This is a genomic window from Pseudomonas frigoris (genome assembly GCF_047758635.1).
GTDB lineage: Bacteria > Pseudomonadota > Gammaproteobacteria > Pseudomonadales > Pseudomonadaceae > Aquipseudomonas > Aquipseudomonas frigoris.
The window spans coordinates 2,859,897-2,874,439 of record NZ_CP180479.1 but is presented as its reverse complement, the minus strand read 5'-3'; the positions used below and the strand labels follow the sequence as shown (position 1 = coordinate 2,874,439).

Sequence of the window (14,543 nt, the reverse complement as noted above, 5' to 3'; positions counted from 1 at the left end):
GAAGCCACCGCCCCCACGGGGTCTGCACTCCCAACAATAAAAAGCAGAGGTGGAACATGGTCTGGCAGCAAGTCTACGATCCGTTCGGCAACCCGATACTTTCAACCATCATGGCAGCAGTGCCGGTCGTGGTGATGCTGGCAGCCCTGGCGTTTTTCCATATCAAGGCGCATCTGGCCGCATTGCTGGCCCTGACCTCCGCGCTGGTGATCGCGATCTTCGCGTTCGGCATGCCGGCGAACATGGCCGGCTCGGCCGCACTTTACGGCGCCGCCAACGGCTTGCTGCCCATTGGCTGGATTGTGCTCAATATCATCTTCTTGCATCGGCTGACCACCGAGAACGGCTCGTTCAAAGTGCTGCAGGATTCCCTGGCGCGCATCACCGACGATCGACGCCTGCAATTGCTGCTGATTGCCTTCTGCTTCGGTGCTTTCTTCGAAGGGGCCGCAGGCTTCGGTACGCCGGTGGCGGTGACCGGGGCGATTCTGATCGGGTTGGGCTTCTCGCCACTGGCCGCGTCTGGCCTGGCGTTGATCGCCAACACCGCGCCCGTGGCGTTCGGTGCGCTGGGTACGCCGATCATCACCCTGGCCAAGGTGACCGGGCTGGATGAAATGGAGCTGTCGATGATGGTCGGCCGGCAACTGCCGTTCTTCTCGGTGATCGTGCCGTTCTGGTTGATCTGGGCCTTCGCCGGCTGGCGCAAGATGCTGGAAATCTGGCCGGCGATTCTGGTGGCCGGGGTCAGTTTCGCCGTGCCGCAGTTCCTGGTGTCCAACTACCACGGACCGATGCTGGTGGACGTGATCGCCGCGCTGATTTCCATGGCCTGCCTGACCGGTTTCCTCAGGGTCTGGAAACCGGCCACCGTGCATACCTCCGCCGCGCTGTCCGGGCGCGTCGACAACTCCAAAATAGCCGAAGAGCATGACGAAAAACCCGTCGCCAGCGCGGCCTTTGCCAGCGATGCCAAGCCTGCTGTGATGCGCGCGTGGATGCCGTGGATCATCCTCACCGTGTTCGTGTTCGCCTGGGGAACCCAGGGCTTCAAAAACATGTTCGATACCCGCCCGGCGATTGATCCGGCCACCCACTCGGCCAAGCTCGACCCTCAAGGCAAACCGATGCGCGAAGCGAACCCGATCTTCGCTCCGATCGTGACTTTCACCACGATCCACCAGCAGATCGAGAAGGTCCCGCCCGTGGTGCCCGCGCCTAAAACCGAGGACGCAGTCTACAAGTTCACCTGGTTCACCAGCACCGGTAGCGGCATCCTGCTGTCGGCGATCCTCGGCGGGTTGCTGATGGGTTATTCCATTCCGCAACTGATCCACCAGTACCTGCGAACGCTGTGGGTGGTGCGCTATTCACTGATCACCATTACCGCCATGCTCGCCCTCGGTTTCCTCACTCGTTATTCGGGTCTGGACGCGACCATGGGCCTGGCCTTCGCCGCGACGGGCATTTTCTACCCCATGTTCGGCACCCTGCTCGGCTGGCTCGGCGTGGCGTTGACCGGCTCGGATACGGCGTCAAACGTGCTGTTCGGCGGATTGCAACGGGTGACCGCCGAGCAATTGGGCCTCAGCCCGGTGTTGATGGCGGCCGCCAACAGTTCCGGCGGGGTCATGGGCAAGATGGTCGACGCCCAGTCGATCGTGGTGGCCTCGACCGCCACCCGCTGGTACGGGCATGAAGGGGAAATCCTGCGTTATGTGTTTTTCCACTCGATCATCCTGGCCATCCTGGTCGGTGGCTTGGTGACGTTGCAGGCGTATGTGGCGCCGTTCAGCCATATGGTGGTGGGCGGGCATTGATTGACGTAGCCCGGGCTCACCGCCCGGGCATTACGCCCACCCCTCAAGTCGCAGCGTGGCCCGAACCAGACGTTGTTCCTCGCTTTCGATTTCCTTGAGGTTCTCGCAGATGCTCTGGATATGCGCGATGGCAGCCTTACGCGCCTGTTCCGGCATACGGCCGGTGACGGCGTTGTAGAGCCGCGCATGTTGACGGTCGATCTGACGTTTTTGAGGTTCGCGGTGGTAGAGGTTGTTGACCGAGGCAAACACCGTGTTGAGCAGCAAGTCCGTCAGAGAGCGCAAGGTCTGCACCAGCACAGGGTTGTGCGAGGCCTCGCAAATCGCCAGGTGAAACGCATGATCGAGCCGCGCGTGCTCGGACGCCTCCAGCGAACGGCTATGGGCATTGAGCAACGCCTCGTAGCTGCGGGTGATGAGGACAAAGTCGGCGTCAGTTCCGCGCAACGCCGCCAGGCGTGCGGACTCGCCTTCGAGCAGACTGCGAACCTCGAACAAATCGTAGAGCGTGCGGGGTTGTGAGCTGAAAAGGTGCATCAGCGGTGACGCGGCACCGTGGCCCGAAAGGTCGGCTACAAATGAGCCTTTGCCCTGCTCTGTCTTGATGATCCCGCGAGCGCGCAACAACTTCAGGCCCTCGCGAAGTGCCGTGCGGGAAACGCCGAGTTTTTCGGTCAGACGACGCTCCGACGGCAATAGCTGCCCGGTCTTGAGTACCCCGTCCACGATCAGCCGTTCTATGCGTTCACAGACCACGTCTGCGACTTGTGGATTACGGCTCGTTTCTGCCCTTTCCATCGACTCTCCAACTGGTATGACCAGTCTCGCTGCCAAAACTACAAATGTTCAAACACAAACATAAACTTATGTTTTAAAAACGTTTTTTTTAACTAATAAAAAGCCATCGAATAAAAAACTGGTTCGACCAGCCAAACAACACATAGACAGTAGAACGCCTCAGGCCAATGATGCAAGTCAGTGGTAAACGGACACAGACCTCCTATAAAAACAACTGAGGGTCGTCAACCGACTATGAACATTCTTTACGATGAGCGGGTCGACGGCGTCCTGCCTGATGTCGACAGAGCTGCCTTGCTGCAAGCCCTGCACACGCAGTGGCCGGATCTGGAAGTCCTGCATCAACAGGAAGAGCTCAAGCCGTACGAATGCGACGGACTTTCTGCTTACCGCACCACGCCCATGCTGGTGGTGCTGCCGCGCCACATCGACGAGGTGCAAGGCGTGCTTCGGCTCTGCCATGAGCGGCAGGTCGCGGTGGTCGCCCGCGGCGCCGGCACCGGTTTGTCTGGCGGTGCATTGCCGCTGGAAAAAGGCGTGCTGCTGGTGATGGCGCGTTTCAACTCTATACTGCACATCGACCCCGCCGCCCGCACCGCTCGGGTTCAGCCGGGGGTGCGCAACCTGGCGATTTCCCAGGCTGCAGCGCCGTTTGGCTTGTACTACGCGCCGGACCCTTCCTCGCAGATCGCGTGTTCAATCGGCGGTAATGTGGCGGAAAACGCCGGTGGCGTGCATTGCCTGAAGTACGGGCTGACCGTGCACAACCTGCTCAAGGTCGACATCCTCACCGTCGATGGCGAACACCTAAGCTTGGGTTCTCAGGCGCTCGACTCTCCGGGCTTCGATCTGCTGGCGTTGTTCACCGGTTCCGAAGGCATGCTCGGTGTCATCACCGAGGTCACGGTCAAACTGCTGCCCAAACCCCAGACCGCCAGAGTGCTGCTGGCGGCGTTCGATTCCGTCGAAAAGGCGGGCCGCGCGGTGGGTGACATTATTGCCGCCGGCATCATCCCGGGCGGTCTGGAGATGATGGACAACCTGGCCATTCGCGCCGCCGAAGACTTCATCCACGCTGGTTATCCGGTCGACGCCGAAGCCATTCTGCTGTGCGAGCTCGATGGCGTTGAAGCCGACGTTCACGATGACTGCGACCGCGTGCGCCAAGTGCTGGAACAGGCCGGCGCCACCGAAGTGCGCCAGGCCCGCGATGAAGCCGAACGCGTACGTTTTTGGGCCGGGCGCAAGAATGCCTTTCCGGCGGTGGGCCGTCTCTCACCGGATTATTACTGCATGGACGGGACGATCCCGCGCCGCGAGCTGCCCGGTGTGCTGCACGCGATTGCAGCTTTGTCGGCCGAGTACGACCTGCGGGTGGCCAACGTTTTCCACGCCGGTGACGGCAACATGCACCCGCTGATTCTGTTCGATGCCAATCAACCGGGTGAGCTCGATCGCGCCGAAGCCCTGGGCGGCAAGATCCTCGAATTGTGCGTGAAGGTCGGTGGCAGCATTACCGGTGAACACGGCGTGGGCCGGGAGAAAATCAATCAGATGTGTGCGCAGTTCAATAGCGATGAGTTGACCGTGTTCCATGCCGTCAAAGCCGCTTTCGATCCGAGTGGCTTGCTCAACCCCGGCAAGAACATTCCGACGCTGCACCGCTGCGCCGAGTTCGGCGCCATGCACGTTCACATGGGTCAGCTGCCCTTCCCTGAACTGGAGCGTTTCTGATGCGCAGCGAACACGATATCGACGACAGCGCCTCGCTGCTGGAGCAGGTCAACCAGGCGCTGCAAAACGCTACGCCGTTGCGCATTCAAGGCGCCAACAGCAAGGCGTTTCTTGGGCGCATTGTGGCGGGCGAAGTGCTCGACACGCGCAGCCACCGAGGCATCGTCAGCTACGACCCGACGGAGCTGGTGATCACCGCCCGCTGCGGCACCCCGTTGGCAGAACTGGCTGAAGTGTTGGACGCGGCGCAGCAGATGCTGCCCTGCGAACCGCCCTCCTTCGGCGACGGCGCGACGGTCGGTGGCATGATCGCCAGCGGGCTGTCGGGACCACGGCGTCCCTGGTCCGGATCCGTCAGGGACTTCGTCCTCGGGACACGGGTCATCACCGGTCATGGCAAGCATTTGCGCTTCGGTGGCGAAGTCATGAAAAACGTCGCCGGCTACGACCTGTCGCGCTTGATGGCCGGCAGCTACGGCTCGCTGGGCGTGGTGACCGAAGTCTCGCTCAAGGTCCTGCCCAAGCCGCGTCAAACGTTAAGTATCAGCCTGGACATGGACAGCGATCGCGCCTTGCTTCGCCTCGCCGAATGGGGGCAACAGCCGCTGCCGATCAGCGCCGCGTGCCACGATGGGCAGCGCCTGCACCTGCGGCTTGAGGGTGGCGAAGGTTCGGTGGCGGCGGCTCATGACCGACTCGGCGGCGAGTTGCTGGACGCTTCGTATTGGGATGATCTCAACGAGCATCGATTGAGCTTCTTCGATGAGGACCAGGCACTTTGGCGCCTGTCCGTTCCTCACAACACGCCTCGGCTTTCCCTGCCTGGCCGTCAGTTGCTCGATTGGAGCGGTGCACAGCGCTGGCTCAAATCCGACGCAGAGGCAGCGTTCATTCGCTCGATCGTGGAAGACGTCGGCGGGCATGTGACCTGCTACACCCATGGCCTGATCGACAGTCCATTTCAACCGTTGGCCGCAGCGCTGATGCGCTACCACCGCAGTCTGAAGCAACAACTCGATCCCCGGGGCATCTTCAACCCCGGGCGCCTGTACGCGGAGCTTTGACCCATGCAGACCACTTTGAGCGAACAAGCCCGCCAATTGCCCCGCGCCGAAGAAGCCGAAAGCATCCTGCGCACGTGTGTGCACTGCGGTTTCTGCAATGCCACGTGCCCGACCTATCAATTGCTGGGCGATGAACTGGATGGACCGCGGGGCCGCATCTACCTGATCAAGCAGGTTCTGGAAGGCAACGAAGTCACGCAGAAGACCCAACAGCACCTGGATCGCTGCCTGTCGTGTCGTAACTGCGAAACCACCTGCCCTTCCGGCGTCGACTACCACAACTTGCTGGACATCGGCCGGGCGGTGGTCGATGCGGCGGTGCCGCGCCCACTCGGTCAGCGCTTGTTACGCGAAGGACTGCGCAGCGTCGTACCCAATCCGGCGCTGTTCAAAGGGCTGGTCAGCAGTGGCCAGGTGTTCTGGGCGCTGCTGCCCAACACCTTGCAGATAAAGTTGCCTCGCCGCGTCTATCCGGCCAAGCCGCGCCCGGTCACTCGCCACCCCCGGCAGGTGCTGATGCTCGAAGGCTGCGTGCAACCGAGCCTGTCGCCCAATACCAACGCGGCCGCCGCGCGAGTACTGGATCGCCTGGGGATCAGCGTCACCGCGACCCGCGAGGCCGGTTGCTGCGGCGCCGTGGATTATCACCTCGACGCTCAGGCGGCCGGTCTGGATCGCGCCCGCCGCAATATCGATGCGTGGTGGCCGAGCATTGAAAACGGTGCCGAGGCCATCGTGCAAACCGCCAGCGGTTGCGGTGCTTTCATCAAAGATTATGGTCACCTGCTCAGCACCGACCCGGCCTATGCCGAGAAGGCGAAAAAGGTCAGTGCGCTGGCCAAGGATCTGGTCGAAGTGCTGCGCGACGAGCCGCTGGAAAAGCTCGGTATCCACAGTGCCCAACGCCTGGCCTTTCATTGCCCCTGCACCTTGCAGCACGCGCAGAAACTGGGTGGTGCGGTGGAAGCGATTCTGATGAGTCTGGGCTTCAACCTCACGCCTGTTGCCGACAGTCACCTGTGCTGCGGCTCGGCGGGCACCTATTCGCTGACCCAACCCGAACTGTCCCGGCAACTGCGCGACAACAAGCTCAATGCGCTGGAAAGCGGACACCCCGAAGTCATTGTCACGGCCAATATCGGCTGTCAGTCCCACCTCGACGGTGCGGGCCGAACCCCTGTCAGGCACTGGATCGAACTGGTCGAAGCCGCCTTGCCCTAACCGAGTACTGGAGAATCCCCATGAAAAGCAAAGCCGTATTGAGCCAGACCGAAGTCAGCCAAATCCTTGCATCTGCACGCACCGAAGCGCAGAACAACCAATGGGCCGTGACCATCGTGATTGTCGATGACGGCGGCCATCCACTGGCCCTCGAACGCCTCGATGGTTGCGCTCCGATTGGCGCCTACATCGCCACCGAAAAGGCCCGCACCTCAGCCCTCGGTCGGCGCGAATCCAAAGGTTATGAAGAGATGGTCAATGGCGGACGCCACGCCTTTTTGTCCGCGCCATTGCTGACATCCCTTGAGGGCGGCGTGCCGATCATCGTCGACGGTCAGGTGATCGGCGCGGTCGGGGTGTCCGGTGTCAAAGCCGAGCAGGACGCGCAGGTGGCCAAGGCCGGGGCGCAATGCCTGAACTGAGCCGAACCGATTTGAGCAGAGCGCTGAAATGGTCGGGCCGTGTGGTAAACGGCCCGACATTCGTTTTCGATCACTGCCCTTCAGCAAGCTTCGTCTTCGGTATCCGCAGAGCGCGCCAGGCAATTAAAATCGCCATGAGTGCCAAGCCGAACATCACCCACGAAACCAGATTAATTCCACCCTCGAAGGCACTTCCCGCCTGCGTCATCAGCGCTTGTGCTTGATCTTGCGACAACTGCACCGCTACATGATTAGCACCCGATAGCGTCTCACTCGCCAGCATCGTCTGCACCTCGCTCAAAAAGCCCGGCAGCTGCAATGCACCGCGATAGTAGGCAGTGACGAGACCACCGAGCACCGTCGTCCCCAAAACCACACCCACTTCATAGGCCGTTTCACTAATGGCCGACGCCGCACCCGCCTTTTCCGGCGGTGCAGCCGACAAAATCACATCGTTGGATACCGTCGCGATCGCGCCCACGCCAATGTTCAGCAAGGCAAAAGCCACCACCAGAACGATCAGACTGCTGCCGATGCTGGCGACCAACAAAAACGCCGCCCCAGCAAACGCCATCAGAATCGGTACCAGCACATGCACCTGTACTCGCCTCGCTACAGGCACGACTGCCATTCCCACTACGATCGCCATGATCTGACCAGGTACTAACGCAAAGCTGGCATTCAACGGTGACATCTGAAGAACGATCTGTAAGAACTGAGTGGTGAAGAACACAAAGCCGACGAGGAATGCGAGGCTCATCAGATTGATGAGTACGGAGCCGCTAAAGGTGCCACTTCGGAACAGACTCAGATCCATCAGCGGCACAGGCAGACGTAACTGCCGATGCACAAACCTCCATCCAGCAACCATGCCGATTACAAATGCTGTCAGCGCCATCCAGTCGAGACCATTACTGGCGCTGTGTTTAATGCCGTAAACGATGGCACTGAGGGCAACCATCGATTGCAGGATACTTAGCGGATCCAATGGCCCTGAACAGTCTTTCTCGGACTCGGGCAACAACACTGGTCCCAATACCAACAACGGCACCAATACGGGTATCGCCAATAGGAAAATCGCCCCCCAGCTGAAAAACTCCAGCAAAACCCCACCGACCAATGGGCCGAGCGCCGATCCTACCGTCAGAGTTGTTGCCCAGATCGCGACAGCTACTCTGCGCTCCTCTCGGTCCAGAAACACCGAACGTATCAATGCCAAAGTAGAAGGCATCAACATCGCACCGAAAATCCCCATGCAGGCTCGCCCGGCAATCAGTTGCATGGCCGTTTGGGAATAGGCGGTCAGCACCGACACAATGACAAAACCCAAAGACCCGGCCAGTAACAACTTTCGATGACCGATTCGATCCCCCAGACTTCCCATCGACACCAGTAATCCCGCCAATACCAGCGAATAGGCATCGATCATCCACAACTGCTGACTAGCGCTCGGATTCAGGGCCTCGGCAATCTTTGGTAACGCGAATCCAAGCACCGTATTGTCTACGGTCACCAGTAGTACTGGCAGCATCAGCACGCTTAGGGCTGACCATCGTTTTGCTCTGTGTTGCGCTGTCTCATTTATTAACACCATTGATCCAAGCTCCTTATTACCTCAAAAAAATCACGGGACATTTTTCAATGCTTCCGTGAAACGAACCCTGCGCACTTCCATGGCGAGGGTTTAAGAATGCAACTTGCAACGTAAGAAAAATTAACTTTTCTCGCGGGAAAGCAGAACACTTCTATAATTTCGTTACATAACAACTCAATTGACTATTTGTTTCATATTGTGATGGCACTGATGGGCTGAAAGCCCTTTTCCGTCTGCCCCACCCCAAAAGCAAGCGCCCCAAACAATCCCTGGCGTTTGCTTGAGTCACCCTCTTCGCGTTTTCACCCCGTCTGCGAGGCCTCTTTTTTGAACGGCTACGCTCGATAGGTACCGCTCACACTGTCCAACCGACAGAGCAATCGACCCGCCCAAGAGGAAGCGCACAGATGACCCATCTCACTGCGAAAGACTTTGCTCCGGAACTGCTCGAACTGTACGACTACTACGCCCACGGCAAGATCAACCGGCGAGAGTTTCTGGATCGAGCGGCGTTGTTCACCTTGGGCGGTTTGACCGCCAGCGCCGTCCTCGCCGCCCTGAGTCCGAATTATGCACTCGCCGAGCAGGTGGAATTTACCGACCCGGACATTGTTGCCGAATACATCACCTATCCATCCCCCAAGGGCAACGGGCAGGTTCGTGGCTATCTGGTACGCCCGGCGAAAGCCACCGGCAAGGTGCCGGCGGTGGTGGTCGTGCATGAAAATCGCGGGCTCAACCCTTACATCGAAGATGTCGCGCGGCGTGTGGCCAAGGCAGGCTTCATCGCCCTCGCCCCTGATGGTCTGACGTCGGTGGGCGGCTATCCCGGCAACGATGACAAAGGCCGGGAGCTGCAGGCGACCGTCGACCCTGAAAAGCTCATGAATGACTTTTTCGCCGCCATCGAGTGGCTGATGAAGCATGACGCGACCACCGGAAAAGTCGGCATCACCGGGTTCTGTTACGGCGGTGGCGTCGTCAATGCCGCGGCCGTCGCCTATCCGGAACTGGGGGCTGCCGTGTCCTTTTATGGCCGCCAGCCAGAAGCCAGCGATGTCGCCCGAATCAAGGCGCCGGTGATGCTTCACTACGGTGAGCTGGATACGCGCATCAACGAAGGCTGGCCCGCCTATGAGAAGGCATTGAAAGCCGCGGGCAAGACGTATGAAGCCTACATTTACCCCGGCGCCAACCATGGTTTTCATAACGACTCCACGCCTCGATACGATGACGCCGCGGCCAGGCTGGCCTGGGACCGGTCGCTCGGATGGTTTCGGCGGTATCTGGCTTAATGGTAAAGCTGAAGTCTGCATTGACAGTGTTGCCAGATTCCGCATGAATGGAGGGTTTCGAACAGCTGACGAGTCAGCTGCTCAAACGCGCCTCAATAGGTCACGTCTCAATCACATCATCCGCCCAGCTGATGGCCGCAACGACGGTGGGGAAACCGATCGTGCTGGTCAGTGAGATCAGTGTGTGACGGATCTGCTCTGGCGTAGCGCCCGCCTCCAGTGCCCGTCGGGTATGACTGTGCACCGCGCCCTCAGAGCGGATGGCCGCCGCGGCACCGAGCTGGATCAGCTGGACAACGATCTCTTCCAGTGGGCCGGTATGACGCACCGCCGTACCCAAGGCCTCCACGGCAGCCAGGTAATCCGGGTACTGCTGTTCGAGACGTTGGTAGGTGTTGTGCGTTTTCTTCTTTGTCATGTTTGTTTCCTCGCGTTGGAGGGCGATCAGTTCTCGCCTTTGCGCCCGAGTCATCAGGCTGCGATTTCCGAAACTTGCACACTGCAACAGTAGGCTACGCTTACAGCAGCTCATTGCACACGATGCTCGCGTCTGCAGGTTTTGGTTTGTTCTGGAGAGCGTCTGCAACAGCTATTTCAGACAGGCCCAAACAATTCACGCAGGACTACGTGATGACCGAGCCCCTCCTCAGTTTTGATCAACTCAAGCGTGCCGCCGCCTCCGGCGAGATCGATACCGTTCTTGTTTGCATGGTCGACATGCAAGGCCGATTGGTCGGCAAGCGATTCCAGGTCGAGTTTTTCATCGACAGCGGTCATGAAGAAACCCATTGCTGCAATTACCTGCTGGCCGACGACATCGACATGGAGCCGGTGCCGGGTTACGCCGCGGCCAGCTGGAGCAAAGGCTATGGCGACTTCGTGCTCAAACCCGACATGACCACATTGCGAAAGGTGCCCTGGCTGGAGTGCACGGCGCTGGTGCTCTGCGATGTGCTCGATCATCACCATCGGCGCGACCTGCCGCACAGCCCGCGGGCGATTCTGAAAAAGCAGGTCGAGCGACTGCGCGAGCGCGGCTACACCGGCATGTTCGCTTCGGAACTGGAGTTCTATCTGTTCGACGAGAGCTACGACGCCATCCACGAGCGCAACTACCACAAGCCGAAGACGGCCGGTCACTACATCGAGGACTACAACATCCTGCAGACCACCCGCGAAGAGCCGGTGCTGCGGGCGATTCGCAAGCATCTGCAGGCCAGCGGTATTCCCGTGGAAAATTCCAAGGGTGAATGGGGGCCGGGCCAGGAAGAGATCAACATCCGTTATGCCGATGCGCTGACCATGGCCGACCACCACGTCATCATCAAGCACGCCTGCAAAGAGATCGCGCAACTGCAGGGCAAGGCGATCACGTTCATGGCCAAGTGGCGCTATGACGCCGCCGGTTCCAGCAGCCACATCCACAATTCGCTGTGGGACAAGAACGGTAAAAAGCCGCTGTTCTTCGACGCCAAGGCGGAGTTCGGCATGTCGAAACTGATGCGTTCCTGGGTGGCCGGGCAGCTCAAATACGCCAACGACATCACCTGTTTTCTCGCGCCCTACATCAATTCGTACAAGCGCTTTCAGGCCGGCACTTTTGCACCGACCCGGGCGGTGTGGAGTCGGGACAATCGCACTGCGGGCTTTCGTTTGTGCGCAGAAGGCAGCAAAGCCATCCGCATCGAATGTCGCATCGGCGGCGCCGACCTCAACCCATATCTGGCCTTCGCCGCCTTGATCGCGGCGGGACTGGCCGGCATCGACGAGAAGCTCAGCCTCGCGCCGCCCTTCGAGGGCGATGCCTACGTAGACGAACACTTGCCTGAAGTATCGAAGACCCTGCGTGAAGCTTGCGCCGCACTCCAGGGCTCGACCATGTTGCGCGAGGCGTTCGGCGATGAAGTGATCGACCACTACGTGCACACCGCCGAATGGGAGCAGAAAGAGTACGACCGGCGGATCACCGACTGGGAACTGCAGCGCGGGTTTGAGCGCTATTGAGACCGCCATCATGACTTCAACGATTCAACTCATCTCACCGGTCGATGGCCGGGTCTATGCCGAACGCCGCTGCGCCGATGCGGCGCAAATCGACCAGGCGCTGGCGGCTGCCGAAGCTGCCCAGGCGCAATGGAAACGCCGGCCACTGAGCGAACGCGCCGCTTTTTGCAGCGCCGCGGTGGACGCGATGCTGGCCATGAAGGCTGACATCGTGCCGGAACTGGCCTGGCAGATGGGCCGACCGGTGCGCTTTGGCGCTGGCGAACTGCGCGGTTTCGAAGAGCGTGCCCGGCATATGATCGCCATTGCGCCTGACGCCCTGGCAGCGCTTGAGCCCACGCCCGTCGCCGGTTTTCGACGCTGTATCAAACGCGAGCCGCTGGGTACGGTGCTGGTTGTCGCCCCCTGGAATTACCCCTACCTGACGGCGGTGAATACGATTATCCCGGCGCTGATGGCCGGCAACAGCGTCATCCTCAAACATGCGTCGCAAACGCTGCTGGTGGGCGAACGGTTCGCCGAGGCCTTTCGCCGCGCCCATCTGCCCGAAGGGCTATTCCAGAACCTGCTGCTCAGTCATGTTTATACCGGAGCGATCATTGCCTCTGGACGCGTGCAGCAAGTGAACTTCACCGGCTCGGTCGAAGCCGGCAAGACCATGGAACACGCTGCCGTCGGAAGGTTCCTCGGCGTGGGCCTCGAGCTCGGTGGCAAAGACCCGGCCTACGTACGGGCAGACGCCAACCTCGAACACGCGGTGGAAAACCTGGTGGACGGCAGCTTCTTCAACTCCGGGCAAAGCTGTTGCGCGGACGAGCGTATTTATGTCGATGAAAAAATATACCCGGCGTTTGTCGAACGCTTCGTCGCGCTGACTCGCCAATACGTGCTGGGCAACCCGCTGGACGAAGCCACCACACTGGGTCCGCTGGTCACACCGAACGCCGCTGATTTCGTTCGTGGGCAGATCGCCGATGCACTGACCCAAGGCGCTCGGGCACTGATCGATCCAAAGGATTTTCCTGCCGACGCGCCGGGCAGCGCATACCTCGCCCCGCAAGTATTAGTCGACGTCAACCATCAAATGTCGGTGATGCGCGAGGAAAGCTTTGGTCCCGTGGTCGGCATCATGCCGGTGGCCAACGACGACGAAGCCATCGCCTTGATGAACGACAGTGAGTTCGGGCTCAGCGCCTCCATCTGGACGCAAGACCTTGCCGCCGCCGAACGCCTGGGCAACGAGATCGACACCGGCACCGTGTTCATGAACCGCTGCGATTACCTGGACCCGGCCCTGGCCTGGACCGGAGTGAAGAACAGCGGACGCGGCGTCACGTTGTCGCGCCTGGGTTATGAAAATCTGACCCGCGCGAAATCCTTCCATTTGCGCCACGAGATCTGAGCCATGAGCCTGACCGCGAACTGGAACTACCCCACAAGCATCCGCTTCGGTGTCGGCCGCATTGCCGAGCTCGCCGAGATCTGCCGCAGCCAAGGAATCCAGCGACCATTGCTGGTCACCGACAGTGGCCTGGCGCGTGCCCCGATCACCACGGCAGCAGTGGACGCCTTGCGCGCCGCCGGCCTTGGCGTCGCGCTGTTTTGCGACCTTAAACCCAATCCGGTTGAGGCCAACCTGGCGGGCGGGCTCGACGCCTGGCGCGCCGGTAAACACGATGGCGTGGTCGCCTTCGGCGGCGGCAGCGGCCTGGACATGGGCAAGCTCATCGCCTTCATGAGCGGCCAGACCCGCCCGGTGTGGGATTTCGAAGACATCGGCGACTACTGGACCCGCGCCGACGAAGGCAGCATCGCCCCGATCATTGCGGTGCCGACCACGGCGGGTACCGGCTCGGAGGTGGGCCGTGCCGCGGTGATCATCGATGAGCGTACGCACACCAAACGCATCATCTTCCACCCGAAAATGATGCCGCGCGTGGTCATCAGCGACCCGGCACTCACCGTCGGCATGCCGGCCAAGGTCACCGCTGGCACCGGCATGGATGCGTTTGCGCATTGTCTGGAATCGTATTGCGCCCCCGGTTTTCATCCCATGGCCGAAGGGATTGCGGTGGAAGGCATGCGCCTGGTCGCCAATGCCCTGGTGCGAGCCGTACACACACCCTCGGACCTGGAGGCGCGAGCGGAAATGCTCGCGGCGGCCGCGATGGGCGCTACCGCTTTCCAGAAAGGCCTGGGCGGGATGCACGCCCTCTCACATCCGGTGGGCGCCCTGTACGACACCCATCACGGCATGACCAACGCCACGTTCATGCCCTATGTCCTGAAATTCAATCGCCCGGCCATCGAGGAACGCATCACCCGCCTCGCGGCTTATTTGCGTCTGCCCTCGCCCGGCTTCGACAGTTTTCTGGCCTTCGTCCTCAAGTTGCGCAAGGACATCGGCGTGCCCCATACGCTGGTTGAGCTAGGGGTGGATGACCGGCAGGCCGACCTGATCGCGGACATGGCGATTGTCGATCCTTGCGCCGGCGGCAACCCGCTGCCATTGACCCGAAATGGCGCGGCAGAAATTTTCGAAGCGGCGTACCACGGCCGTCTGTAGAGCAGTTGTCTGTCCATGGCCAAGG

The 14,543-nt window shown here is 60.5% G+C and carries 12 protein-coding genes; 9 read left to right on the top strand and 3 right to left on the bottom strand.

The features are described 5' to 3' along the window. Positions 1-56 precede the first annotated feature (56 nt). Positions 57-1,820, top strand: coding sequence for an L-lactate permease (locus ACMXYH_RS13170; protein WP_415767329.1), 1,764 nt, complete (start codon positions 57-59; stop codon positions 1,818-1,820). A 30-nt stretch (positions 1,821-1,850) separates the two neighbouring features. Here ACMXYH_RS13170 and glcC read toward each other — a convergent pair whose 3' ends face one another. Further along, a complete protein-coding gene (gene glcC / locus ACMXYH_RS13165) occupies positions 1,851-2,618 on the bottom strand; it encodes a transcriptional regulator GlcC (protein ID WP_123368913.1) in 768 nt (255 codons plus the stop codon). Positions 2,619-2,852: 234 nt separating this feature from the next. On the opposite strand from glcC, the gene glcD reads away from it, so the two are divergent. Genes glcD through ACMXYH_RS13145 form a run of 4 tightly spaced genes read left to right on the top strand, consistent with a single transcriptional unit; the run spans position 2,853 to position 7,059 of the window. Further along, positions 2,853-4,352: a glycolate oxidase subunit GlcD gene (glcD, locus tag ACMXYH_RS13160; protein WP_134422886.1), complete on the top strand. Its 1,500-nt coding sequence runs from the start codon at positions 2,853-2,855 to the stop codon at positions 4,350-4,352. After that, positions 4,352-5,416 carry a glycolate oxidase subunit GlcE gene (gene glcE, locus ACMXYH_RS13155; RefSeq protein WP_415767328.1) on the top strand — a complete coding sequence of 355 codons (1,065 nt, stop codon included), beginning with the start codon at positions 4,352-4,354 and terminating at the stop codon, positions 5,414-5,416. Before glcD ends, glcE begins: the two co-directional genes overlap by 1 nt. Before the next feature lie 3 nt (positions 5,417-5,419). Further along, positions 5,420-6,637: a glycolate oxidase subunit GlcF gene (gene glcF / locus ACMXYH_RS13150; protein ID WP_415767327.1), complete on the top strand. Its 1,218-nt coding sequence runs from the start codon at positions 5,420-5,422 to the stop codon at positions 6,635-6,637. A gap of 20 nt (positions 6,638-6,657) precedes the next feature. Next, positions 6,658-7,059 carry a heme-binding protein gene (locus ACMXYH_RS13145; RefSeq protein WP_129444986.1) on the top strand — a complete coding sequence of 134 codons (402 nt, stop codon included), beginning with the start codon at positions 6,658-6,660 and terminating at the stop codon, positions 7,057-7,059. A gap of 70 nt (positions 7,060-7,129) precedes the next feature. Here the strand turns inward: ACMXYH_RS13145 and ACMXYH_RS13140 are convergent, their stop codons facing one another. Then, positions 7,130-8,590 (bottom strand): MFS transporter, encoded by a 1,461-nt coding sequence (locus ACMXYH_RS13140; RefSeq protein ID WP_415767326.1) that lies wholly within the window; start codon positions 8,588-8,590, stop codon positions 7,130-7,132. A gap of 470 nt (positions 8,591-9,060) precedes the next feature. Here ACMXYH_RS13140 and yghX point away from each other — a divergent pair, with 470 nt between their 5' ends. Beyond that, entirely contained in the window at positions 9,061-9,948 is an 888-nt protein-coding gene (gene yghX, locus ACMXYH_RS13135; protein WP_415767325.1) for a YghX family hydrolase, read from the top strand. Between the two features lie 100 nt (positions 9,949-10,048). Here yghX and ACMXYH_RS13130 read toward each other — a convergent pair whose 3' ends face one another. Next, complete coding sequence (locus ACMXYH_RS13130; RefSeq protein ID WP_129444989.1) at positions 10,049-10,366, bottom strand: carboxymuconolactone decarboxylase family protein; 318 nt, start codon at positions 10,364-10,366, stop codon at positions 10,049-10,051. 212 nt (positions 10,367-10,578) lie between these two features. On the opposite strand from ACMXYH_RS13130, the gene ACMXYH_RS13125 reads away from it, so the two are divergent. Genes ACMXYH_RS13125 through ACMXYH_RS13115 form a run of 3 tightly spaced genes read left to right on the top strand, consistent with a single transcriptional unit; the run spans position 10,579 to position 14,518 of the window. Continuing rightward, complete coding sequence (locus ACMXYH_RS13125; RefSeq protein ID WP_415767324.1) at positions 10,579-11,952, top strand: glutamine synthetase family protein; 1,374 nt, start codon at positions 10,579-10,581, stop codon at positions 11,950-11,952. A 10-nt stretch (positions 11,953-11,962) separates the two neighbouring features. After that, positions 11,963-13,354 (top strand): aldehyde dehydrogenase family protein, encoded by a 1,392-nt coding sequence (locus ACMXYH_RS13120; RefSeq protein ID WP_415767323.1) that lies wholly within the window; start codon positions 11,963-11,965, stop codon positions 13,352-13,354. Positions 13,355-13,357: 3 nt separating this feature from the next. Further along, complete coding sequence (locus tag ACMXYH_RS13115) at positions 13,358-14,518, top strand: iron-containing alcohol dehydrogenase (protein ID WP_129444992.1); 1,161 nt, start codon at positions 13,358-13,360, stop codon at positions 14,516-14,518. Positions 14,519-14,543: the final 25 nt, after the last annotated feature.